The following is a 24,048-nucleotide window of genomic DNA, read 5'->3' on the forward strand; positions in this document are numbered from 1 at the left end:
CGGCCATGTCTGTACGTGTACACACCACCCAGAGCTGGAGCCTGCGCCCCGCGACCCCCGGGGACCTGGAGTCGATCGTCGAGATCCGGGCCGTCGTGATGCGGCCCGACCTGGTCAGGCTCGGCCGCTTCGACGAACACCGGGTGCGCCGGCGGCTGCGCGACTCCTACCTCCCCGAGTACACCTCGGTGATCAGCGTCGAGGGCCGCTTCAGCGGCAGCGTCACGCTGCGGCCCTTCGAGGACGGCCTGTGCCTGGAGAGCTTCTTCCTCGCCGAGGAGCTCCAGGGCCGGGGCATCGGCTCGGCCGTGCTGAGCACCCTGCTGGCCCGTGCGGACGCCGAGGGCGCCGTCGTACGCCTCAATGTGCTCCAGGGCAGCTCGGCCCGGCGGCTGTACGAGCGCCATGGGTTCACCGTGGAGCGCGAGGACCCGGTGGATGTCTTCATGGTGCGCCGGCCCGTACCCACGGCCTGAGAAAAGGCGAAGGGCCCCGCCTCACCGCTCGCGCGGTGGGACGGGGCCCTTCTCGGTGCTCTGTGTGAGCAACCAGGTCAGACGCTCAAGGACTTACTTGAGGATCTTGGTGACCTGGCCGGCGCCCACGGTCCGGCCACCCTCACGGATGGCGAACTTCAGGCCCTCTTCCATGGCGACCGGCTGGATCAGCGCGACGTCCATGAGGGTGTTGTCACCCGGCATGACCATCTCGGTGCCCTCGGGAAGGGTCACCACGCCCGTCACGTCCGTGGTACGGAAGTAGAACTGCGGGCGGTAGTTGTTGAAGAAGGGGGTGTGACGGCCACCCTCGTCCTTCGACAGGATGTAGGCCTGGGCCTGGAACTCGGTGTGCGGCGTGACCGAACCGGGCTTGATGATGACCTGGCCGCGCTCGACGTCCTCGCGCTTGATGCCACGGAGGAGCAGACCGACGTTCTCACCGGCCTGGCCCTCGTCGAGCAGCTTGCGGAACATCTCGATGCCGGTGACCGTGGTGGTGGTCTTCTCGGTCTTGATACCGACGATGTCGACGGTCTCGTTGACCTTGAGGACACCACGCTCGATACGGCCGGTGACGACGGTGCCACGACCGGTGATCGTGAAGACGTCCTCGATCGGCATCAGGAACGGCTTCTCGACGTCACGCTCGGGCTGCGGGATGGACTCGTCGACGGCCTTCATCAGGTCGAGGACGGTCTGGCCCCACTCCTTGTCACCCTCAAGAGCCTTGAGCGCCGAGACCTTGACGACCGGAAGGTCGTCGCCCGGGAACTCGTACTCGGAGAGGAGCTCACGGACCTCGAGCTCGACGAGCTCCAGGATCTCCTCGTCGTCCACCATGTCGGCCTTGTTCAGCGCGACGACGATGTACGGGACACCGACCTGGCGGGCCAGGAGCACGTGCTCCTTGGTCTGCGGCATCGGGCCGTCGGTGGCGGCGACCACGAGGATGGCGCCGTCCATCTGCGCCGCACCCGTGATCATGTTCTTGATGTAGTCGGCGTGACCCGGGCAGTCGACGTGCGCGTAGTGACGCGACTCCGTCTGGTACTCGACGTGCGCGATGGAGATGGTGATACCGCGCTGGCGCTCCTCAGGAGCCTTGTCGATCTGGTCGAAGGCCGAGGCCTCGTTCAGGTCCGGGTACGCGTCGTGCAGCACCTTGGTAATGGCGGCCGTGAGGGTCGTCTTACCGTGGTCGATGTGACCGATGGTGCCGATGTTGACGTGCGGCTTAGTCCGCTCGAACTTTGCCTTCGCCACTGGGTCCTCCTGCGGAGTGGTTCTGTACGCCTTGCTTCATCGGCGCCAGGTGATCTTTGCTGGGATGCCGGGTCCCGGGGGCATTCGCCGCATTGCTTGCGCGCCGCGTCAAATGCCCCACCGGGCTCCGGTGACAAGCCTAAAGCGTGTACTCGGGAGAGTTACTCGCCCTTGGCCTTCGCGATGATCTCCTCGGCGACGTTCCGCGGAACCTCGGCGTAGGAGTCGAACTGCATCGAGTAGCTTGCGCGACCCGAGGTCTTGCTGCGGAGGTCTCCGACGTAGCCGAACATCTCCGAGAGGGGCACGAGGCCCTTCACGACGCGAGCGCCGCTGCGCTCCTCCATGGCCTGGATCTGGCCACGGCGGGAGTTGAGGTCGCCGATGACATCGCCCATGTAGTCCTCGGGCGTGGTGACCTCGACGGCCATCATCGGCTCGAGGAGCACGGGGGACGCCTTGCGGGCACCCTCCTTGAACGCCTGCGAACCGGCGATCTTGAAGGCGAGCTCCGAGGAGTCGACCTCGTGGTAACCACCGTCGAGAAGGGTGACGCGGACGCCGACCATCTCGTAGCCGGCCAGGATGCCGAACTGCATGGCTTCCTGGGCACCCGCGTCCACCGAGGGAATGTACTCACGGGGGATGCGGCCACCGGTGACCTTGTTGACGAACTCGTAGGAGGCGTCGCCACCCTCGATGGGCTCAAGGGCGATCTGCACCTTCGCGAACTGGCCGGTACCACCAGTCTGCTTCTTGTGCGTGTAGTCGATGCGCTCGACGGCCTTGCGGATCGTCTCGCGGTACGCGACCTGCGGCTTGCCGACGTTCGCCTCGACGCGGAACTCGCGCTTCATGCGGTCGACGAGCACCTCGAGGTGAAGCTCGCCCATACCACCGATGATGGTCTGGCCGGTCTCCTCGTCGGAGTGCACCTGGAAGGACGGGTCCTCCTCGGAGAGGCGCTGGATGGCGACACCCAGCTTCTCCTGGTCACCCTTGGACTTGGGCTCGATGGCGACCTGAATGACCGGCGCCGGGAAGTCCATGGACTCCAGGATGACCGGGTTCTTGTCGTCACACAGCGTCTCACCGGTGGTGGTCTGCTTCAGGCCCATGACGGCGATGATGTCGCCGGCGCCCACCGACGCGATCTCCTCACGCTTGTTCGCGTGCATGCGGTAGATCTTGCCGATGCGCTCCTTCTTGCCCTTGACCGAGTTCAGCACCGCGGTGCCGGCCTCGAGGCGACCGGAGTAGATCCGGACGAAGGTGAGCTTGCCGAGGTGCGGGTCGCTCGCGATCTTGAACGCCAGGCCGGAGAACGGCTCGTCGTCCGAGGGCTTGCGCTTGATGACGACCTCGGGGTCCTTGACGTCGTGGCCTTCGATGGCCTCGACGTCCAGGGGGGAAGGCAGGTAGCGCACGACCGCGTCGAGCAGGGGCTGGACGCCCTTGTTCTTGAACGCGGTGCCACAGAACACCGGGGTGACCGTGACGGAGTCGGCGCTGCCCTTCGACGCGAGGGTGATGCGACGGATCGCCTCGTGCAGCTGGTCCTCGGTGGGCTCGTTGCCCTCCAGGTACAGCTCCATCATGGCGTCGTCGTTCTCGGCCACGGCCTCAAGGAGCTTGCCGCGCCATTCCTCGGCGGCCTCCTTGTGCGTGTCCGGGATCTCGACGGTGTCGTACATCTCGCCCTTGACGGCCTCTTCGGGCCAGACGAAGGCCTTCATCGACACGAGGTCGACGACGCCCTTGAAGTCGGCCTCGGCGCCGATGGGGAGCTGCATGACGAGCGGGACCGCGCCAAGGCGGTCGACGATCATGTCGACACAGCGGTGGAACTCGGCACCGGTGCGGTCGAGCTTGTTGACGAAGCAGATACGCGGAACGCCGTAGCGGTCCGCCTGACGCCACACGGTCTCGGACTGCGGCTCGACGCCGGCCACACCGTCGAACACGGTGACGGCGCCGTCGAGGACGCGGAGCGAACGCTCCACCTCGACGGTGAAGTCGACGTGACCCGGGGTGTCGATGATGTTGATGGTGTGGTCAACATCATTGAGCGGCCAGTGACAGGTCGTCGCGGCGGACGTGATCGTGATGCCGCGCTCCTGCTCCTGCTCCATCCAGTCCATCGTGGCAGCGCCGTCGTGGACTTCACCGATCTTGTACGAAACACCGGTGTAGAACAGGATCCGCTCAGTGGTGGTCGTCTTGCCCGCGTCGATGTGGGCCATGATCCCAATGTTGCGGACCTTGGCCAGGTCAAGCGAAGTGGTGGCCATAAGGCTCAATCTTCTCTCGGTCTCGATGGGGTAAGCGACTACCAGCGGTAGTGCGCGAAGGCCTTGTTGGACTCGGCCATCTTGTGGGTGTCCTCGCGCTTCTTGACGGCAGCGCCAAGACCGTTGGAGGCGTCGAGCAGCTCGTTCATGAGCCGCTCGGTCATCGTCTTCTCGCGACGGGCGCGGGAGTAGCCGACGACCCAGCGCAGCGCGAGGGTGGCGGCGCGACCGGGCTTGACCTCGATCGGCACCTGGTAGGTGGCGCCACCGACACGGCGGGACTTGACCTCGAGCGAGGGCTTGACGTTCTCAAGCGCGCGCTTCAGCGTGATGACCGGGTCAGCGCCGGTCTTCTCGCGGAGGCCTTCCATGGCGCCGTACACGATCCGCTCGGCGGTGGAACGCTTGCCGTTGAGCAGGATCTTGTTGATCAGCGAGGTGACAAGAGGAGAACCATAGACCGGGTCAATGATGACCGGGCGCTTCGGGGCGGGGCCCTTACGAGGCATTCTTACTTCTCCTTCTTGGCGCCGTAGCGGCTGCGGGCCTGCTTGCGGTTCTTGACACCCTGGGTGTCAAGGGAGCCGCGGATGATCTTGTAACGAACACCCGGCAGGTCCTTCACACGGCCACCACGCACGAGCACGATGGAGTGCTCCTGCAGGTTGTGTCCCTCACCCGGGATGTAGGCCGTGACCTCGATGCCGGAGGTCAGACGCACACGTGCGACCTTCCGGAGCGCGGAGTTCGGCTTCTTCGGGGTGGTCGTGAACACACGCGTGCAGACGCCGCGGCGCTGGGGCGAACCCTCGAGCGCGGGCGTCTTGTTCTTCTCGACCTTGTCCTGCCGGCCCTTCCGGACCAGCTGCTGAATCGTAGGCACTACTTCTCCGGTTTCTGTGTGCCGTCGGTGAAACTAACCTGGAACATCGCCGACCCACGCGGTCGGGTGTGTCGAATGCTGCGGGCCACTGCCCTGGAGCAGTGGAAGCGCAGATCACGGTGGCCAAAGACGAACTCGCCGTGCGGTTGAGGACACGCACACGAGCCCAGGCACACCCCAGGCACAAGGTCTGAGCGTACCTACCTCACGGACTCCGGTCAAAACAAATGCTGTCCAGGCCAGGGACCCCGCCACAGGCACACCACCTGCGGCTTACCGTAACCGTTCGCGCACGGTGGGTGGCCGAAACCCCGCCACGCGCCTGCCGCACCCTCAGCGGCGTCAGTACATTGAACCGCGCGCCGAAGGACGGGGGACTCCATGACGGCTGGTGCGGCCCTGCCCGGCGACGACGGGCTCGACGACCGCGTTCCCTTTCTCGCACGACTCGAGCGCGAGGACCGGGAAGCATTGCTCGCGCTGGGCAGGGAACTCTCCTTCGCTCCTCGCGCGCCTCTCCTGCAACAGTATGAGCCGTCGTCCCACGTCCTGCTCATCCTGCGCGGTTGGACCAAGGTCATCGCCGCGTCGGAGAACGGCTACGAGGCCCTGCTCGCCCTGCGGGGTCCTGGCGACATAGTCGGTGAGTCGGCAGCGTTGACCGGTCGCCCGCGCTCGGCGACGGTGACCGCTCTGGCTCCGGTGCGGGCCGTCGCCATCACGCACGAGCGGTTCCGAGAGTTCGTCAGTCACTCCCCCACCGTCTCGCTCAAGCTGCTGGGGCTGACGGCCGACCGGAACCGCGCCGCCGACCGGCGCCGGCTGGAGTTCGCCTCCATGAGTGTCCGGGAGCGGTTCGCGGTCCTGCTCCTCGACCTCGTTCGCTCTCACGGACGCCGGACCGACGAAGGCATCGAGATCGCCGTACCCCTCAGCAAGCAGGAGCTGGCAGGTGCGGTCGGAGCCTCGCGGGAAATGGTGCAGCGGCTGCTGAAGGACCTGAGGACCAGGGGCATCGTCGTCACCGGTCGCAGGGCCCTGGTAGTGGTGCGTCCGAGCGCTCTGCGCTTGATGGCGCGCGCCGCACATCCCGTACCCGTCGAACGGCCCCGAAGCACACCCACGCCCTGACGTCTGTGCACGCAGTCACAGTCCGACTGCGTCATCTGCACTCACCGCCACAGACTCGCCGACGGCACGCTCTTGCCGTACCCGTCCCCGGCGAGAGGCAGCCCACCCATGTCCGACCCCGTGAACAGCACTATCCTCCTTCTCGACATCGAGAAGTTCAGTCATCGCGACGATGTCGAACAGGCCTATCTGCGTCGCATGCTGTTCGATCTCACCGATCGTGCGCTGCTGGCCGCCGGCATCGAGATGACGCTGCGGCGCCGTGCGGACCGGGGCGACAGTGTGATGGAACTGATCGACTCCAACGCCTCGTCGACCACGCTCCTGCGCACCCTCCTCAGTTTCGTTCCGGCGGAGTTGCGTGCGATCAACCGCCGGGCGTCCAGCTCCGCCCAGATGAGGCTGCGCGGAGTCGTCGCGTCCGGCTACGTCGCTGTCGACGGCGAAGGCGGCTGGGTGGGGTCCGACCTCAACCACGCCTGCCGCCTGCTCGACGCCGACGCACTGCGTCATGCGCTGCGAGACGAGCGGGGGGACTTCGCCCTGTGCGTGTCGGAATCCGTTTACCAGGGCGTCGTACGTCACAACCACCCCGGTGTGCCGGCCGACGAGTTCCATGCCGTCACCGTGGACAGCAAGAACGGACCGCTGCCGGCCTGGCTGCACAGCCAGGTTCCCCTTCCCCGGAAGGAGGCCGGCGATCAGAGCCGGAGTGCCCGGTCCGGCGCCACGCACCCCACACGCGAACGGCCCGCGTCCGCAGCGCCTCCGGCCGCCTTCGACTTCGGCGGTGCCACGGTGAACGGCGGCGTCTTCGGCAGCGAGAACCGAGGCATCGGTGGGGGCATCTTCCACGGCGATGTCCACCTCGGGGGCGAACTCGGAGACCGAGGGTGAGCAGCGAGAACGAGGCGGGACAGCCGGAGGAGGGCGAGCGGCCCGAGGACGCCGAACCGACCGGTCATCCGGACGATGCAGCGGGCGCCAAGGTGATGGACCGGCCGCAGGAGGCCTGGGCGGCACGGTGGGACCTGGTGGACCACACGCCGCGCACCATGGCGTTCGGCGAAGGGACCCACCTTGCCGGCGGTGTCCTGGGCGGCGTCAACCACGGCATCGGCGGCGGCTCGTTCCACGGCGACGTCCATCTGGGAGCGACCACCCATATCCACTACGGGTTCGGCGGCCTGTCCACAGGGCCCTCCTCGGGCGAAATCCGCGCCGTCACACTGACACAGGTGGCGGAGTGTTTTGCCGACCCGGGCCCCCCGTTCGCCGAACTCGTCGACCGACTGCGCAAAGAACGCGTGCTCGTGCTCAGTGGTCCCCATTCCTCCGGACGGCGGACCGCCGCGCTCATGCTGCTGCATCGCCTGGGCCTCTCACCGGTGCACTCCGTCGCCCGCGACACCGCACCGAGTTCACTCGTTCCGGACGGCGAGGAGCAGACCGGGGCACGAGGCCACCTTCTCTGTGACCTGGAGACCGACCGGAACAAGCCGTTACGGGAAGTGGATCTGCTGGCACTGCGTGACCGGCTCACCCAGCGGGACGCGTATCTGGTCATCACTGTCGGGCCGCGCGCCCATCTCGAGGATGTGAAGACCGACGCGTGGCAGCCGCCACCATCAGTGGACGTCCTCTCCGCACACTTGCGGGCGCGGCTCGACCCCGATGCCGTCGCGTCCTTGCTGGCGCTGCCGGTGGTCACGGAGTTCCTCGCGCGCACTCACCAACCGCGCGAGACCTCCGAGTTCGCCTCGACCCTATTGGGGTACGCGGCCGGCGACACCGATGAGCGGCAGGTCGAGAACTTCTCACTGGCGGCTCTCGAAGGCCAGGTCCGTGAGTGGTTCGAGGAGGACGACACGGTTCTGCACCTGCGGGAGAAGGCCTTCCTCATCGCATTGGCCGCGTTCGACGACGGACCGTACGCGCTGACGGCGGAAGTGAGCGACCGTCTGTACGCACGCCTGCAGCGGACTGCGGACTCCCAACGGCCGGCCGCTGTGCCGGTGTTCGGCACACACATCGGCAAGCGCCTCGAGCTGGCACGGGCTCATCGCTACGAGGCCGCGGAGCGCACCGAATGGGGCCCCGTGCAGCAAGTGAAAGCGGCCTACCTGGACGACCGGACCTCGCTCGTTCTCCTGCGAGAGGTGTGGACCGGGCATCCATCGGCACGGCCGGCGCTGGTGCAGTGGCTCCAGGACCTGGCGAAGGACGGCAGACCGCTGGTCCGCACCCGCGCCTCCTCCACCGCGGCTGTCCTCGCCCATACCGATCTCCCCTCCGCCATGGCCCTAGTCATCGAACCCTGGGCCGCGTCCCCGCTCTTCGGCCCTCGGACGGTGGCAGTGCATGCGCTGACCCTCGCCCATCACGTCGGCACGCCGAACGTGCCACGCATTCTCGATGCCTGGTGCGACAGCAATGTCCCCCATCTGCGCTGGGTGGCGATCCGCACGCATGGATTGATCGGTCCCGAACGTCCGATGGAGACCATGGCGGCGCTGCGTACCGCGGCGCGCCGGGAAGAAATCGACGAAGCCCCGGATCCGGACGGACTGGCCGAGGGGAACGACGAAAAGCTGTCCGAGGTGCTGGCCGAGTCGGTGGAGCTTCTGTTGCTCTCCCAGGTCGGCGATCAGGTACTCGGCGAACTGCTCAGGACTCTCGACCACGACCAGAAGGTCCGTGCCCTGGCCCTCAACGGGTTTCTCAATGCCTGCGGACGAACAGACCGCGATGCCTCACCGGACCGACCGCTCGTCCTGGACTGGTACGCGACATCTCTTGCTGCCCGGGCTCCGGCCTCGGCGGGTATCCCCGTTCTCCTGCGAACCGCGTTGAACGACCGCGTCAACCGTCGCCGCGTACTTGACGTGCTGCGCCGGTGGGTCCTGTCCGCCGAAGACGACCCCGAAGCCGAACGGGCTCTCGCTCGCTTGCTGTCCGTTCTCGTGACGAGCGAGGCCGATCAGCAGCGCATCAGTCATCTGCTGCACACAGTCACGGGCGACGAGGGCATACCGCCACCTGTGGCACACCGTCTGCTCGGCGCACTGCCACTCCTTTGACCCTCCCCACGAGCACAGGAGACCCATCGGCATGACCCGATTTCACCGCCCTCCCGAGTGGGAACAACCCGCCGGCCGTCACACGCAGCTGAAGGATCCGGTGCTGACCGTGCGCCAGATTTCCCGGTTCGGCTTCGTCCCCCGAAGGCTCACCCGCATCGACCACGCCCTGGTGTTCTCGACGCCGTCCGGCGCGTACGTCACGTCGCTGCCGCCCCTCCGGCCGGCGCGCACGGAGATCATCGGCAAGCGCTACACCGCTGTGTACGAAGTGGACATGGGCATTCATCCCGTCCACCTGGAACTGGCTCTCCCGAGCGACAACGACGCCCTTGAGTTCGAGTGCGCCGTGGAGGTGACCTGGCAGGTGGGCGACCCCGCAGTGTTCGTTGCCTCCGGACACCGTGACGTCCCACGCCTGTTGCTGGGTGAACTGGAGCAGGCCGCGCGCTCGGTCACACGTCGCTTCGCCGTCGCCAAGAGCGCCGAGGCCGAGGCGGAGGTCCTGCGGGCGGTGCACGCCCGAGGCCCTCTCGGCTCAGACGCGGGTCTCCTCGTCGGGTGGACTATGAGACTGCACCGGGACCGGGACAACGTCGACCATCAAAAGCGTATGCAGGCGATCGACCACACGGCCACAGAACGCATCCACGCCGAGCAGCAGGCCATGGCCTACGACGTCGAGGCGGACCTGCGTGCACGACGGCGGGACGCGGTGCAGACCGACCGGGCGCTGGTGTACGGGGAACGGCAACAGGAACTGCTTCTTCAGCAACAGAAGTGGCGGTCGGAACTGAGGGAGGCCGAACTCGCAAAGATCGACTTCTACCAGGCCCAGTTGGAGCAGGGCGGTGTCCGCGCCTGGGCTCTGCACCTCGCTGAGCATCCGGAGGACTCCCGGCTGGTCGTCCAGAGCCTACGCCAGGACCAGGCGAGCATGATCCGGGCCAAGGCCGACATGGTCGCTCAGCTGCTCGACGGGGACAACGCCGAGGGATACGAGCTGGCAGCCCCCAAGAAGCTCGCGCTGCGCGCCATGCACGACATCCTGAACCAACAGCTGCCCGCCGACGAAACGGGCCGTGGGGCACCGGTCCCCCGGTTGCCCGTGACCGCATGGCCCCCCGGCGACCCCGAGACCGCGGCAGACCCAGCTTTCGGGCCGGACGAAGAGCTCTCCGGGCAGGTGGAGACCTCGCCGCCCGGCTCCGATCCGTACACCCCCGATGCGTACGAGTCAGACGCAGGCACCTCAGCGGCCTCGGGTTCGCGCGGCACGCTCCTCCCCGAACCCCGCCGGCGGCCCACCCCGGCATCCGACGTATCCCGGAACGATGGCCCCGGACACAAGGACCTCCGATGACCGGCCCGGCCTCATCAGCCCCGGACACACCTGCTCCGGCCACGGCCCTCGGTGCCAGGACCGCCGCTCGCCTTCTGGTCGATCTGCGTGCCGAGATCGCTCGTGCCGACAGCAAGGCGGCCGTAGTCGTCGCTGCGCTCGGCCTGAGCTCCGGCGTCGTCTGCGGTGTTCTGGTCAGCAGAGACTGGCCGTCGAGCCATCTGTCGGCACCTGGTGCCATCGTGTGGTGGGCAGGAATCACCGTCCTGGCCCTGGCCCTGCTGTTCCTTCTGCTGGCTGTCGCCCCGCGCTACCGCGTCAGCGACTGGGCTCCCGGTGACCCGCTCACCTACTTCGGGGACATTCGACGTGCGGTAAGGCAGAACAAGCTCCCACAGGCACTGGCCGAGACGGAACAGCTGCCCATGGCCTCGCTGCTGTCAGCACTGACGGAGACAAGCCGGATCGTCACGCGCAAGCACCAGTGGATACGCGCCGGGCTGGTCGCCTTCTGTATCGGTGCCCTGTTGCTCCCCGCATCCGTGGTCATCGGCTGAGCTACCGACATCACCGAGGACGGACATGACACAGCCCCCAGACGAACGTGCACACCCTCACCACGGAGACCGGACGACCGACGCGCCCCTCACGGAGGACGACCTCGAATATCTCCACGCCCCTGGCAACCGACTGCACATCGCCGCCCACCAGCGCCGAGCGGATGCCGCCACCCTGGGTCGGCTGGTGCTGTACCTGCCCGGGTTCGTGTTCAGTCTCGGGACGGTCCTTGCCGCCGGTCGGCTGCTGGAACTCGCCTGGGGAATGCCCTTCTGGCTCCCTGCCCTGGTGTGGCTGGCAGCGGGCCTGCTGGTCTTCCACCGACCCACAGAAGACCTGTACGCCCGTTATGTACTGGGGTTCCGGTATCCGCTCCCCCATGAGCGCGCCAGGCTCGAGCCGGTCTGGCACGAGGTGACCGGACGCGCGGGGATCGAAGGCAATCGCTATGGCCTGTGGATCGAGAACACGGACAATCTCAACGCGTACGCAGCAGCCGGCCACATAGTCGGCGTCACCCGCTTCGCCTTGGAGAACCTTTCGAGTGCCCAACTCGCTGCCGTACTGGCCCACGAACTGGGCCACCACACAGCCGGACACAGCTGGTCCACACTGGCGGGCCGCTGGTACGGCCTGCCCGGCCGCGCGGCGTTCCGGGCCGGACGCACAGTGCTCGTCAGCACCACCAGCGCGGCGCTGCGTGCGTCATGGCTCGTCACCGCAGCCCTGCTGGCCGGCTTCAGCATCATGCTGCTGGGCCCTGCCGCCATGCTGTTGGGCGGAGTGCCGCTCGCGCTGCTCGTTTCTCCCTATGCGGCGGCGGCACTGAGCAGGCGCGCCGAACTGCGTGCTGACCTGCACGCGGCGTCGCTCGGCTTCGCACCTGTGCTGGTGGAGGTGCTGCTCGCCATGGAGAAAGCCGGACCGCCGTCATCACGGATCCAGGGAGCAGCGATGTCCACAGAGAGCGGTGCCCGTTCGGAGCTCAGCTCACCGCTCTTGGCCTCCCACCCGGACTACGCGACCCGCTTGCACCGCCTTCGCCCTTTCTTGGCTTCCCAGCACTGACCGACAGCCGGGACCGGCCTGGGGCACGCCGGAGGGCGGCCACCCCGTGCACACGGGATGACCGCCCTCCGGTCGGATCAGGCGACTCGCCTACTGGTTGTACGGACCGTAGTCGTAGTCCTCCAGCGGAACGGCCTGGCCGGAGCCGGTGCCGAACGGCGAGTAGTCGATGTCGTCGTAGCCGACGGCCGAGTACATCGCGGCCTTGGCCTCCTCGGTCGGCTCGACCCGGATGTTGCGGTAGCGGGACAGGCCCGTACCGGCCGGGATGAGCTTACCGATGATGACGTTCTCCTTGAGGCCGATCAGGGAGTCGGACTTGGCGTTGATCGCCGCGTCCGTCAGGACCCTGGTCGTCTCCTGGAAGGAAGCCGCGGACAGCCACGACTCCGTCGCCAGCGAGGCCTTGGTGATACCCATCAGCTGCGGACGGCCGGAGGCGGGGTGACCGCCCTCGGTGACCACACGACGGTTCTCGGTCTCGAACTTCGAGCGCTCGACGAGCTCGCCCGGCAGCAGTTCCGCGTCGCCGGACTCGATGATCGTCACGCGGCGGAGCATCTGCCGGATGATGATCTCGATGTGCTTGTCGTGGATCGACACACCCTGCGAGTTGTAGACCTTCTGGACCTCGCCGACCAGGTGGACCTGGACCGCGCGCTGACCGAGGATCCGCAGCACGTCGTGCGGGTTGGTGGCACCCACGGTGAGCTTCTGGCCCACCTCGACGTGGTCGCCCTCGCCCACCAGCAGACGGGCACGCTTGGAGATCGGGAAGGGGATCTCGTCGCTGCCGTCGTCCGGCGTGACCACGAGCTTCTTGGTCTTCTCGGTCTCCTCGATCCGGACCCGGCCCGCGGACTCCGAGATCGGGGCGACACCCTTGGGCGTACGGGCTTCGAAGAGCTCGACGACTCGGGGCAGACCCTGGGTGATGTCGTCACCGGCCACACCACCGGTGTGGAAGGTACGCATCGTCAGCTGGGTACCGGGCTCACCGATGGACTGGGCGGCGATGATGCCGACCGCCTCACCGATGTCGACCAGCTTGCCGGTGGCGAGCGAGCGTCCGTAGCAGAAGGCACAGGTGCCGACCGCGGACTCACAGGTCAGGACCGAGCGGGTCTTGACCTCCTCGACGCCGGCGCCCACCAGGGCGTCGATCAGGACATCACCGAGGTCGACGTTGGCAGGGGCGATGACCTTGCCGTCGACGACGACGTCCTCGGCGAGCATGCGGGCGTAGACCGAGGTCTCGACATCCTCCGTCTTGCGGAGCACGCCGTCGGCGCCCTTGACCGCGATCTTCAGCTTGAGGCCGCGGTCGGTGCCGCAGTCCTCCTCGCGAATGATCACGTCCTGCGAGACGTCCACCAGACGACGGGTCAGGTAACCCGAGTCGGCGGTACGCAGGGCGGTGTCCGCCAGACCCTTACGGGCACCGTGCGTGGAGATGAAGTACTCCAGAACGGTGAGGCCCTCACGGAAGGACGCCTTGATGGGACGCGGGATCGTCTCGTTCTTGGCGTTGGACACCAGACCACGCATACCGGCGATCTGACGCATCTGCATCATGTTTCCTCGGGCACCCGAGTCAACCATCATGAAGATGGGGTTCGTCTTGGGGAAGTTCTCGTTCATCGCCTCGGCAACCTCGTTGGTCGCCTTGGTCCAGATGTTGATGAGCTCCTGCGTGCGCTCGTCCTTGGTGATCAGACCGCGCTCGTACTGCTTCTGGACCTTCTCGTCCTGGTCCTCGTAGCCCTTGACGATGGCCTTCTTGGCCTCGGGCACGACGACGTCGGAGATGGCCACGGTGACGCCGGAACGGGTCGCCCAGTGGAAGCCCGCCGCCTTCAGGTTGTCGAGCGTCGCCGCCACGATGACCTTGGGGTAGCGCTCGGCGAGGTCGTTGACGATCTCGGAGAGCTGCTTCTTGCCGACCGAGTAGTCGACGAACGGGTAGTCCTCGGGCAGCAGCTCGTTGAAGAGCGCGCGGCCCAGGCTGGTGCGCAGCCGGAAGGTGTCACCCGGCTGGTACTCGGGCTCGCCCTCCTCGGCGACCGGCGGCACCCAGCCGCGCGGCGGGATGGTGCCCACCGGGAAGCGGATGTCGACGGACGACTGGAGCGCCAGCTCGCCGGCGTCGAACGCCATGATCGCCTCGGCCGTGGAGCCGAACGCGCGGCCCTCGCCCTTGGTGTCACGGAGTTCACCGTCGGTGGTCAGGAAGAACAGACCCAGCACCATGTCCTGGGTCGGCATGGTGACCGGACGGCCGTCGGCCGGCTTCAGGATGTTGTTGGAGGACAGCATCAGGATGCGGGCCTCGGCCTGCGCCTCCGCGGACAGCGGCAGGTGCACGGCCATCTGGTCACCGTCGAAGTCCGCGTTGAACGCGGTGCAGACGAGCGGGTGGATCTGGATGGCCTTGCCCTCGACCAGCTGCGGCTCGAAGGCCTGGATGCCGAGGCGGTGCAGCGTCGGCGCACGGTTCAGGAGAACCGGGTGCTCGGCGATGACCTCTTCCAGGACGTCGTACACGACCGTGCGGCCGCGCTCGACCATACGCTTGGCCGACTTGATGTTCTGCGCGTGGTTCAGGTCCACCAGGCGCTTCATCACGAACGGCTTGAAGAGCTCCAGCGCCATGGCCTTCGGCAGACCGCACTGGTGCAGCTTGAGCTGCGGGCCGACGACGATCACGGAACGCGCGGAGTAGTCCACACGCTTACCGAGAAGGTTCTGACGGAATCGGCCCTGCTTGCCCTTCAGCATGTCGCTGAGGGACTTGAGCGGGCGGTTGCCGGGACCGGTGACCGGGCGACCGCGGCGGCCGTTGTCGAACAGCGCGTCGACGGCCTCCTGCAGCATCCGCTTCTCGTTGTTCACGATGATCTCGGGGGCACCGAGGTCAAGGAGACGCTTGAGGCGGTTGTTGCGGTTGATCACACGGCGGTACAGGTCGTTCAGGTCGGAGGTCGCGAAGCGGCCACCGTCCAGCTGCACCATCGGACGCAGGTCCGGCGGGATGACCGGCACGCAGTCGAGCACCATGCCCTTGGGCTTGTTGCTGGTCTGCAGGAACGCGGAGACGACCTTGAGGCGCTTGAGCGCACGGGTCTTCTTCTGGCCCTTGCCGGTACGGATGATCTCGCGGAGGCGCTCGGCCTCCTCGTCGAGGTCGAAGGACTCCAGCCGCTTCTGCAGTGCGGCGGCGCCCATGCAGCCGTCGAAGTACGTGCCGAAGCGGTCACGCAGCTCGCGGTAGAGCAGCTCGTCGCCCTCGAGGTCCTGGACCTTGAGGTTCTTGAAGCGGCTCCACACCTCGTCGAGACGGTCGATCTCGCGCTGCGCACGGTCGCGCAGCTGCTTCATCTCGCGCTCGGCACCTTCGCGCACCTTGCGGCGTACGTCGGCCTTGGCGCCCTCGGCCTCGAGCTCGGCCAGGTCGGTCTCGAGCTTCTTGGCGCGGTTCTCGAGGTCCGAGTCGCGACGGTTCTCGACCTGCTGGCGCTCGACGGAGACGTGCGCCTCCAGCGACGGGAGGTCGCGGGTGCGGCGCTCCTCGTCGACGAACGTGATCATGTACGCGGCGAAGTAGATGACCTTCTCGAGGTCCTTCGGCGCGAGGTCCAGCAGGTAGCCCAGGCGCGACGGGACGCCCTTGAAGTACCAGATGTGGGTGACGGGAGCGGCAAGCTCGATGTGGCCCATGCGCTCACGGCGCACCTTGGCGCGCGTGACCTCGACGCCACAGCGCTCACAGATGATGCCCTTGAAGCGGACACGCTTGTACTTGCCGCAGTAGCACTCCCAGTCCCGGGTCGGACCGAAGATCTTCTCGCAGAAGAGTCCGTCCTTTTCGGGCTTGAGCGTGCGGTAGTTGATGGTCTCCGGCTTCTTCACTTCGCCGTGGGACCAGGTCCGGATGTCGTCCGCGGTGGCAAGGCCGATCCGCAGCTCGTCGAAGAAGTTGACGTCGAGCACTTGTCGTCAATCCCTCTTTCGGGGGTTCGAGCCCCCTCGCTTCACGCGAGAAATCGGGGCACTTCAGCAATGGTCTGAACGGGTCCGGGGAGAGCCGGCCGGATCACGGAGATCCGGCCGGCCAACCCGTCAGACCTCTTCGACGCTGCTCGGCTCGCGCCGGGACAGGTCGATACCGAGCTCCTCCGCCGCACGGAAGACGTCCTCGTCCGTGTCGCGCATCTCGATGGACATGCCGTCCGAGGACAGCACCTCCACGTTGAGGCAGAGCGACTGCATTTCCTTGATGAGCACCTTGAAGGACTCGGGAATGCCGGGCTCGGGGATGTTCTCGCCCTTGACGATGGCCTCGTAGACCTTCACGCGGCCGGTCACGTCGTCGGACTTGATCGTCAGCAGCTCCTGGAGGGCGTATGCGGCGCCATAAGCTTCAAGGGCCCACACCTCCATTTCACCGAAGCGCTGTCCACCGAACTGGGCCTTACCACCCAGCGGCTGCTGGGTGATCATGGAGTACGGACCCGTCGAACGAGCGTGGAGCTTGTCGTCGACGAGGTGGTGGAGCTTGAGGATGTACATGAACCCGACCGAGACCGGCTCCGGGAACGGCTCGCCGGAGCGGCCGTCGAAGAGCTGGGCCTTGCCGGAGGGCTGCACCAGCCGGTCGCCGTCGCGGTTGGGGATCGTGGCCTCGAAGAGACCGGAGATCTCGTCCTCGCGCGCACCGTCGAAGACGGGCGTGGCGACGTTGGTGCCGGGGGCGACCTGGTCGGCGCCGATGGCCTGCAGGCGCTTGGCCCACTCGTCACCGAGGCCGGAGACGTCCCAGCCGCGGCTGGCGAGCCAGCCGAGGTGGATCTCCAGGACCTGTCCCGGGTTCATTCGGGACGGGACACCCAGCGGGTTGAGGATGATGTCGACCGGGGTGCCGTCCTCCAGGAACGGCATGTCCTCGATCGGCAGGATCTTCGAGATGACGCCCTTGTTGCCGTGACGGCCGGCGAGCTTGTCACCATCGGTGATCTTGCGCTTCTGCGCGACGTAGACGCGGACCAGCTGGTTCACGCCCGGCGGCAGCTCGTCGCCCTCTTCGCGGTCGAAGACGCGGACGCCGATGACCTTGCCGATCTCACCGTGCGGCACCTTCAGTGAGGTGTCGCGCACCTCGCGCGCCTTCTCACCGAAGATCGCGCGGAGCAGGCGCTCCTCGGGGGTCAGCTCGGTCTCGCCCTTGGGCGTGACCTTGCCGACGAGGATGTCGCCGGCGACGACCTCGGCACCGATACGGATGATGCCGCGCTCGTCGAGGTCGGCGAGGACCTCCTCGGAGACGTTCGGGATGTCCCGGGTGATCTCCTCCGGGCCGAGCTTGGTGTCACGGGCGTCGACCTCGTGCTCCTCGATGTGGATCGAGGAGAGGACGTCGTCCTGCACGAGGCGCTGCGACAGGATGATCGCGTCCTCGTAGTTGTGACCCTCCCACGGCATGAACGCCACGAGCAGGTTCTTGCCGAGCGCCATCTCACCGTTCTCGGTGGCCGGACCGTCGGCGAGCACCTGGCCCTCGATGACCCGGTCGCCTTCGGAGACGACGACCTTCTGGTTGACCGAGGTGCCCTGGTTGGAGCGCATGAACTTCGCGATCCGGTACGTGGTGTACGTACCGTCGTCGTTGGTCACGGTGATGTAGTCCGCGGAGACCTCCTGGACCACACCGTCCTTCTCGGCCTTCAGCACGTCGCCGGCGTCGGTGGCGCAGCGGTACTCCATGCCGGTGCCGACGAGCGGGGCCTCCGACTTAATCAGCGGCACCGCCTGACGCATCATGTTCGCGCCCATGAGGGCACGGTTGGCGTCGTCGTGCTCCAGGAAGGGGATCATCGCGGTGGCGACGGACACCATCTGGCGCGGCGAGACGTCCATGTAGTCGACTTCGGTGCCGGGCACGTAGTCGACCTCTCCGCCACGACGGCGGACCAGGACGCGGGGCTCGGTGAAGCGCAGCTCGTCGGAGAGCGTCGCGTTCGCCTGGGCGATGACGTAACGGTCTTCCTCGTCGGCCGTGATGTAGTCGACGTCGTCCGTGACCTGGCCGTCGACGACCTTGCGGTACGGCGTCTCGATGAAGCCGAACGCGTTGACGCGGCCGTACGAGGCGAGCGAACCGATCAGACCGATGTTCGGGCCTTCAGGGGTCTCGATCGGGCACATGCGTCCGTAGTGGGACGGGTGCACGTCACGGACCTCGAAGCCGGCCCGCTCGCGGGAGAGACCACCCGGGCCAAGAGCCGACAGACGGCGCTTGTGGGTGAGACCCGACAGCGGGTTGTTCTGGTCCATGAACTGCGACAGCTGGCTGGTGCCGAAGAACTCCTTGATGGAGGCGACGACCGGCCGGATGTTGATCAGGGTCTGCGGCGTGATCGCCTCGACGTCCTGCGTGGTCATGCGCTCACGCACGACGCGCTCCATCCGGGCCAGACCCGTACGGACCTGGTTCTGGATGAGCTCGCCGACGTTGCGCAGACGACGGTTGCCGAAGTGGTCGATGTCGTCGGTCTCGACGACGATCTCCCGGCCCGACTCACCGGTCGTCTCGGTCTCACCGGCGTGCAGCTTGACCAGGTACTTGATGGTCGCGATGACGTCGTCGGTGGTGAGCACGCCGGCGTCCAGCGGCTCGTCGGCGCCGAGCTTCTTGTTCACCTTGTAGCGGCCGACCTTCGCGAGGTCGTAGCGCTTCGGGTTGAAGTAGAGGTTCTCGAGCAGCGTCTGAGCGGCCTCGCGCGTGGGCGGCTCGCCCGGGCGCAGCTTGCGGTAGATGTCGAGCAGTGCGTCGTCCTGGCCCTGGGTGTGGTCCTTCTCCAGGGTGGCGCGCATGGACTCGTACTCACCGAACTCCTCGAGGATCTGCTCGGTGCTCCAGCCGAGAGCCTTCAGGAGGACGGTGACGGACTGCTTGCGCTTGCGGTCGATGCGGACACCGACCATGTCGCGCTTGTCGATCTCCATCTCCAGCCAGGCACCCCGGGACGGGATGATCTTGGCGGAGAAGATGTCCTTGTCGGACGTCTTGTCGATCGACGAGTCGAAGTAGACACCCGGCGAGCGGACCAGCTGCGACACCACGACACGCTCGGTGCCGTTGATGACGAAGGTGCCCTTGTTGGTCATGAGCGGGAAGTCGCCCATGAAGACCGTCTGGGACTTGATCTCGCCGGTCTCGTTGTTGGTGAACTCGGCCGTGACGAAGAGCGGGGCCGCGAACGTGAAGTCGCGCTCCTTGCACTCGTCGATCGAGTTCTTGGGGGGCTCGAAGCGGTGGTCGCGGAACGTAAGCGACATCGACCCGGAGAAGTCCTCGATCGGTGAGATCTCCTCGAAGATCTCCTCCAGGCCGGACTTGGTGGGGACGTCTTGTCCACTGTCCAGAGCAGCCTCGACGCGAGCCTTCCAGGCGGCATTGCCGAGGAGCCAGTCAAAGCTCTCGGTCTGCAGCGCGAGGAGGTTCGGAACCTCGAGGGGCTCCTTGATCTTTGCAAAAGAGATGCGCAGCGGGGCGGTGCTGGCGCCGTTGTTCGTATTCGCGGTCGAGGCGTTGCGCGAGGCGGCCAAGAGGGGGTCCTTCCGAGGGCTCGGACTCACTACGCGCGTACCGGTCCCAAACTGGACATGTGGACAGATATCCCAGGTGAGGGATCTTCGGTCCACGGTGCACAAGGTGGGTATGCCCCTGGTGACGGGCAGGAGGCAGCTAACAGGCAGCGCAAAGGGTCAGTGTAGCCAAGCGGCACACTGATGTCCAGTCGGGGTTCTCAGAGACCCACGTTGCTCTCAACAGCTGTTCTCAACACCTATGTCTAGCCCTGCGCGAGGTGCGCTCTTCTTTACTGCCCTCTTCGCCATCGATCCATGCCTCGGATTCGGATCGATATGACGACGCGCCTTGAGAATTGCGCGCCTCGTGCGGTTCGTCAAGGCCCCCCAGCAGGGACCGGGCCCCGAGACCCGCGTACGCCGCCCGTCGGCACCGTCGGCGCCCCCGCGAGAGGCGCACGGCGAAGATCACCATACTCGTCAGCGCGGGAAGGGCAAGGCACCCGCCACGGGAACGCCGAAAGGCGACCACCCGTACGGGTGATCGCCTTTCGCGATGTGACGCCGTGCCGCGAGGCACGGTGGTCCGAACGAGTCAGAAGACTCGCAGGGTCACTTGACCTCGACGGAGGCGCCGGCGGCCTTGAGGGACTCGGCAGCCTTCTCGGCGGCCTCCTTGGCGACCTTCTCGACGACGGGCTTCGGGGCGCCGTCCACGAGGTCCTTGGCCTCCTTCAGACCCAGGGAGGTCAGCTCACGCACGACCTTGATGACCTGGATCTTCTTGTCACCGGCGGCGGTGAGGATGACGTCGAACTCGTCCTGCTCCTCAGCGGCCTCGGCCGGGGCGCCCGGGCCCGCGGGGCCGGCAACGGCGACGGCCGCGGCGGCGGTGACGTCGAACTTCTCCTCGAAGGCCTTCACGAACTCGGAGAGCTCGATGAGGGTGAGCTCCTCGAACTGAGCGAGCAGGTCTTCCTGGCTGAGCTTCGCCATGATGGCGTCCTTCCACTAATTCGGCAGGTGCCGGGTGTATATGAAGGCGGGCGTACGTTCGGCCCGCTGCGACCGTCGCTCTAGCGAACGGCGGTCATTGCGCGAGCCGAATTACTCGGCACCGCCCTGCTCGGCCTTCTTGGCGCGAAGCGCTTCCGCGGTGCGGACGAACTTCGACGGCAGAGCCTGGAAGAGCTGTGCAGCCTGAGTCTGCTTGCCCTTCATGGCGCCGGCCAGCTTGGCGAGCAGAACCTCGCGGGACTCGAGGTCCGCGAGCTTCTTGATCTCATCGGCGGACAGCGCCTTACCGTCAAGGACACCGCCCTTGATGATGAGGTTGGGGTTGTCCTTGGCGAAGTCACGAAGACCCTTCGCCGACTCCACCGGGTCACCGGTGACGAAGGCAACCGCCGTCGGACCTGCGAACAGGTCGTCCAGCGTGTCGATCCCGGCCTCGTTGGCCGCAATCTTGGTCAGCGTGTTCTTCACCACGGCGTACTGGGCGTTCTCACCGAGCGAACGGCGCAGCTGCTTGAGCTGTGCCACGGTGAGACCCCGGTACTCGGTCAGCACGGCGGCGTTCGCGCTGCGGAACTGGTCCGCGAGCTCGGCTACCGCTGCAGCCTTGTCGGGCCTTGCCATGAGCGTCGGCCTCCTTCCGGGTGATGAGGACCGCTCAAAAGGCCCCGGAAAGACGAAACGCCCCGGCGCAGGCGCCAGGGCGTAGCTCGACCGAAACGAAGTCCGGGAGCTTTCCACAGTCACCTGCGCAGGTCGTCCGTCTGAACGGATCCTTCGGTTGCCGTCCCCCTTGCGGGTTCAAAGCAACGACCAGCGGTCTTTGGCTTCTGCAGAAGAGTACGCGACCGGGGTCGCGCCGGGCAAATCCGACCTAGGAGGCGCCTCCGGCGGCGCCCTGCTGCTTCTCGAACAGCTCCTTGAAGCCGATGGTCTCGCCGGCCGGGGGCCGCTCGACCGTCACCTTGGTGCCGTAGTCGCTGTAGAACACCGTCGAATTGAGCTCGCCGGTCTTCATCTGGCCGCGCTCGGTCTTCTTGACCAGCAGGTCGTTGGCGTCGACCCAGATGTCGATCTTCTCCGTGGTGATCCCGGCGTCGTTGAGCTGCTTCTTCAGCTCGTCGAGCTGGGCGGCGTCGAGCTTGGAGTTCTTCGCGGTCAGATCGGCGACGTCGACCGTGCCGGAGTAGTGCGTGGTGCTGACGCCGCGTACGTCCTCCTTGCCGACCTTCTTCACGTCACCGGAGGCCAGCAGCGACTTCACTCCCTGGTCGGGAGCGGTGTTCTGCATCTGGTCCTTCATGGCCGCGCCGGAGGCGCCCCCGAGCTCGGCGAGGTCGTCGTAGGAGTAGCTGATCCAGCGCTTGCCGCCGGTCTGCTTCGCCATCGCGGGGCCCATGTCCGCCGCGTACCCGTCCTTGAAGTAGCGCGCCTGCATCGTGCCGTCGCCGCCGAGCTGCTTCATGGAGTCGGCCATGGTGCCGCCGGTGTAGGTGATCTCCATGGAGCCGGTGATGCCGTCGGACCAGTCCAGGGCCCCGGTCTGCTTCATGGACATGGTCGTGCCCATGGAGGTGGTGCCCTCGATCTTCGCCGAGTTGGCCCCGCCGGTCTTCTTCTGGACCGCGAGCAGGGCGGCCACCGGGTCCGCCGGCAGCACCGAGCCGCCTCGGTCCTCGCCCTTGGTCTTGCCGTCGTCGGATCCGCCGCAGGCCGCGACCGACGTCAGTGCCGCCGCCAGTGCCACGGACAGGCCCACGCGTCGTACGGTCTTGGTCCTCATATACGTTTCCACCCCTCGTTCGACTCTCGGTGACCCACGCTAACGCAGGGCACCGACAGCCATCGCTGCGTATATACGAGGACGGGCCCCGCACCTCGAAAGGTTGCGGGGCCCGTCCATGTCACACGTGACACAGCGGTCGAACGAGCGCGGAGGCTCAGACGGCGGCCGGGTCCTCCTCGACGAGGAGGTTACGGGTGCGGTTGGCGTCCAGCGGGATGCCGGGGCCCATCGTGGTGGCCAGGGTGGCCTTCTTGATGTAGCGGCCCTTGGCGGCGGACGGCTTCAGACGGAGGATCTCCTCCAGCGCCGCTGCGTAGTTCTCCACCAGCTTGGTCTCGTCGAACGAGGTCTTGCCGATGATGAAGTGCAGGTTCGAGTGCTTGTCGACGCGGAACTCGATCTTGCCGCCCTTGATGTCGTTGACAGCCTTCACGACGTCGGGGGTGACGGTGCCGGTCTTCGGGTTCGGCATCAGACCACGCGGACCGAGCACGCGGCCGAGGCGGCCGACCTTGCCCATGAGGTCCGGGGTCGCGACGACGGCGTCGAAGTCCAGACGGCCCTTCGCCACCTCGTCGATGAGCTCGTCGGCGCCGACGATGTCGGCTCCAGCGGCTTCCGCGGCCGCAGCACGGTCACCGGTCGCGAAGACCAGGACCCGGGCGGTCTTGCCGGTGCCGTGCGGGAGGTTCACGGTGCCACGGACCATCTGGTCGGCCTTGCGAGGGTCGACACCCAGGCAGAACGCGACCTCGACGGTGCCGTCGAACTTCGTGGAGGCGGTGTCCTTGGCGAGACGGACGGCCTCGAGCGGGGCGTAGTTGCGCGCCCGGTCGATCTTGGCGTCCGCAGCGCGGAGGTTCTTGCTGCGCTTCACTTCTACTCCTGTGGTTTCAGGGTGTGGAGTCGTGGTGCGGACCAGCGCTTGGTCCTACCACTGAGGGGGTGGGGCTGAATCAGCCTTCGACCGTGATGCCCATGGAACGGGCGGTGCCGGCGATGATCTTCGACGCGGCGTCGAGGTCATTGGCGTTCAGGTCGGGGAGCTTCGTCGTGGCGATCTCGCGGACCTGGGCAGCCGTCAGCTTGGCGACCTTGGTCTTGTGCGGCTCGCCGGAGCCCTTGTCCACACCCGCGGCCTTGAGGATCAGCTTGGCGGCCGGCGGAGTCTTGGTGATGAAGGTGAAGGTGCGGTCCTCGTAGACCGTGATCTCCACCGGCACGACCATGCCACGCTGCGACTCGGTCGCGGCGTTGTAGGCCTTGCAGAACTCCATGATGTTGACGCCGTGCTGACCCAGTGCGGGGCCGACCGGCGGGGCCGGGTTGGCCGCACCGGCGTTGATCTGGAGCTTGATAAGCCCCGTGACCTTCTTCTTCTTGGGAGGCATGTGCTCTCTCCGGGTCCTAGTGAGAGTTTTCGCCGTCATCCGGTCATCCGGATGCAGGCATACCGCACAACGATAACGGGTATAGCTGCGCGACCAAAAACCAAGCAGGTCAGACCGGCTTCGACAGCCTGTCTGACCTGCTCGGTAGGCATGT

At 66.6% G+C, this 24,048-nt stretch carries 18 protein-coding genes; 7 read left to right on the forward strand and 11 right to left on the reverse strand.

Annotated elements, in window-relative coordinates:
* Window positions 1–5 precede the first annotated feature (5 nt).
* The gene (locus RLT58_RS14405; RefSeq protein ID WP_311310778.1) at window positions 6–476 is read left to right on the forward strand and encodes a GNAT family N-acetyltransferase; all 471 of its coding nucleotides are present in this window, start codon (window positions 6–8) and stop codon (window positions 474–476) included.
* Window positions 477–569: 93 nt separating this feature from the next.
* Here RLT58_RS14405 and tuf read toward each other — a convergent pair whose 3' ends face one another.
* The 4 genes from tuf to rpsL all read right to left on the reverse strand — a co-directional run bounded on the left by tuf (window position 570) and on the right by rpsL (window position 4,937).
* Complete coding sequence (gene tuf / locus RLT58_RS14410) at window positions 570–1,763, reverse strand: elongation factor Tu (RefSeq protein ID WP_250299265.1); 1,194 nt, start codon at window positions 1,761–1,763, stop codon at window positions 570–572.
* Between the two features lie 161 nt (window positions 1,764–1,924).
* Window positions 1,925–4,054, reverse strand: coding sequence for an elongation factor G (gene fusA / locus RLT58_RS14415; RefSeq protein WP_311310779.1), 2,130 nt, complete (start codon window positions 4,052–4,054; stop codon window positions 1,925–1,927).
* A gap of 38 nt (window positions 4,055–4,092) precedes the next feature.
* A complete protein-coding gene (gene rpsG, locus RLT58_RS14420; RefSeq protein WP_014047773.1) occupies window positions 4,093–4,563 on the reverse strand; it encodes a 30S ribosomal protein S7 in 471 nt (156 codons plus the stop codon).
* A 2-nt stretch (window positions 4,564–4,565) separates the two neighbouring features.
* Window positions 4,566–4,937 carry a 30S ribosomal protein S12 gene (gene rpsL, locus RLT58_RS14425; protein WP_003948652.1) on the reverse strand — a complete coding sequence of 124 codons (372 nt, stop codon included), beginning with the start codon at window positions 4,935–4,937 and terminating at the stop codon, window positions 4,566–4,568.
* Window positions 4,938–5,318: 381 nt separating this feature from the next.
* Between rpsL and RLT58_RS14430 the strand changes: the two genes are divergently transcribed.
* The 6 genes from RLT58_RS14430 (at window position 5,319) to RLT58_RS14455 (ending at window position 12,116) form a co-directional block, all read left to right on the forward strand.
* Window positions 5,319–6,068 carry a Crp/Fnr family transcriptional regulator gene (locus RLT58_RS14430; protein WP_311303768.1) on the forward strand — a complete coding sequence of 250 codons (750 nt, stop codon included), beginning with the start codon at window positions 5,319–5,321 and terminating at the stop codon, window positions 6,066–6,068.
* A 108-nt stretch (window positions 6,069–6,176) separates the two neighbouring features.
* A complete protein-coding gene (locus RLT58_RS14435; RefSeq protein WP_311310780.1) occupies window positions 6,177–6,965 on the forward strand; it encodes a hypothetical protein in 789 nt (262 codons plus the stop codon).
* On the forward strand, window positions 6,962–9,148 hold the full coding sequence (locus RLT58_RS14440) for a hypothetical protein (RefSeq protein WP_311310781.1): 2,187 nt from the start codon (window positions 6,962–6,964) through the stop codon (window positions 9,146–9,148). The genes RLT58_RS14435 and RLT58_RS14440 overlap by 4 nt, the downstream gene beginning before the upstream one ends.
* Before the next feature lie 31 nt (window positions 9,149–9,179).
* Window positions 9,180–10,511 carry a hypothetical protein gene (locus RLT58_RS14445; RefSeq protein WP_311310782.1) on the forward strand — a complete coding sequence of 444 codons (1,332 nt, stop codon included), beginning with the start codon at window positions 9,180–9,182 and terminating at the stop codon, window positions 10,509–10,511.
* Window positions 10,508–11,047 (forward strand): Pycsar system effector family protein, encoded by a 540-nt coding sequence (locus RLT58_RS14450; protein ID WP_311310783.1) that lies wholly within the window; start codon window positions 10,508–10,510, stop codon window positions 11,045–11,047. Before RLT58_RS14445 ends, RLT58_RS14450 begins: the two co-directional genes overlap by 4 nt.
* Window positions 11,048–11,072: 25 nt before the next feature.
* Complete coding sequence (locus tag RLT58_RS14455; RefSeq protein ID WP_311310784.1) at window positions 11,073–12,116, forward strand: M48 family metalloprotease; 1,044 nt, start codon at window positions 11,073–11,075, stop codon at window positions 12,114–12,116.
* A gap of 90 nt (window positions 12,117–12,206) precedes the next feature.
* Here RLT58_RS14455 and RLT58_RS14460 read toward each other — a convergent pair whose 3' ends face one another.
* The 7 genes from RLT58_RS14460 to rplK all read right to left on the reverse strand — a co-directional run bounded on the left by RLT58_RS14460 (window position 12,207) and on the right by rplK (window position 23,894).
* Window positions 12,207–16,106, reverse strand: a complete 3,900-nt coding sequence (locus tag RLT58_RS14460; protein WP_311310785.1) for a DNA-directed RNA polymerase subunit beta' — start codon at window positions 16,104–16,106, stop codon at window positions 12,207–12,209.
* A gap of 129 nt (window positions 16,107–16,235) precedes the next feature.
* Window positions 16,236–19,721, reverse strand: coding sequence for a DNA-directed RNA polymerase subunit beta (gene rpoB / locus RLT58_RS14465; RefSeq protein ID WP_311310786.1), 3,486 nt, complete (start codon window positions 19,719–19,721; stop codon window positions 16,236–16,238).
* Window positions 19,722–20,315: 594 nt separating this feature from the next.
* Window positions 20,316–20,699, reverse strand: coding sequence for a 50S ribosomal protein L7/L12 (gene rplL / locus RLT58_RS14470; protein ID WP_311310787.1), 384 nt, complete (start codon window positions 20,697–20,699; stop codon window positions 20,316–20,318).
* A gap of 111 nt (window positions 20,700–20,810) precedes the next feature.
* Window positions 20,811–21,341, reverse strand: coding sequence for a 50S ribosomal protein L10 (rplJ, locus tag RLT58_RS14475; RefSeq protein ID WP_311310788.1), 531 nt, complete (start codon window positions 21,339–21,341; stop codon window positions 20,811–20,813).
* Between the two features lie 250 nt (window positions 21,342–21,591).
* Window positions 21,592–22,500, reverse strand: a complete 909-nt coding sequence (locus tag RLT58_RS14480) for an SCO4651 family lipoprotein (RefSeq protein ID WP_311310789.1) — start codon at window positions 22,498–22,500, stop codon at window positions 21,592–21,594.
* Between the two features lie 157 nt (window positions 22,501–22,657).
* A complete protein-coding gene (rplA, locus tag RLT58_RS14485; protein WP_311310790.1) occupies window positions 22,658–23,380 on the reverse strand; it encodes a 50S ribosomal protein L1 in 723 nt (240 codons plus the stop codon).
* Between the two features lie 79 nt (window positions 23,381–23,459).
* Entirely contained in the window at window positions 23,460–23,894 is a 435-nt protein-coding gene (gene rplK / locus RLT58_RS14490; RefSeq protein ID WP_311310791.1) for a 50S ribosomal protein L11, read from the reverse strand.
* Window positions 23,895–24,048: the final 154 nt, after the last annotated feature.

This window comes from Streptomyces sp. ITFR-16 (assembly GCF_031844705.1).
GTDB lineage: Bacteria > Actinomycetota > Actinomycetes > Streptomycetales > Streptomycetaceae > Streptomyces.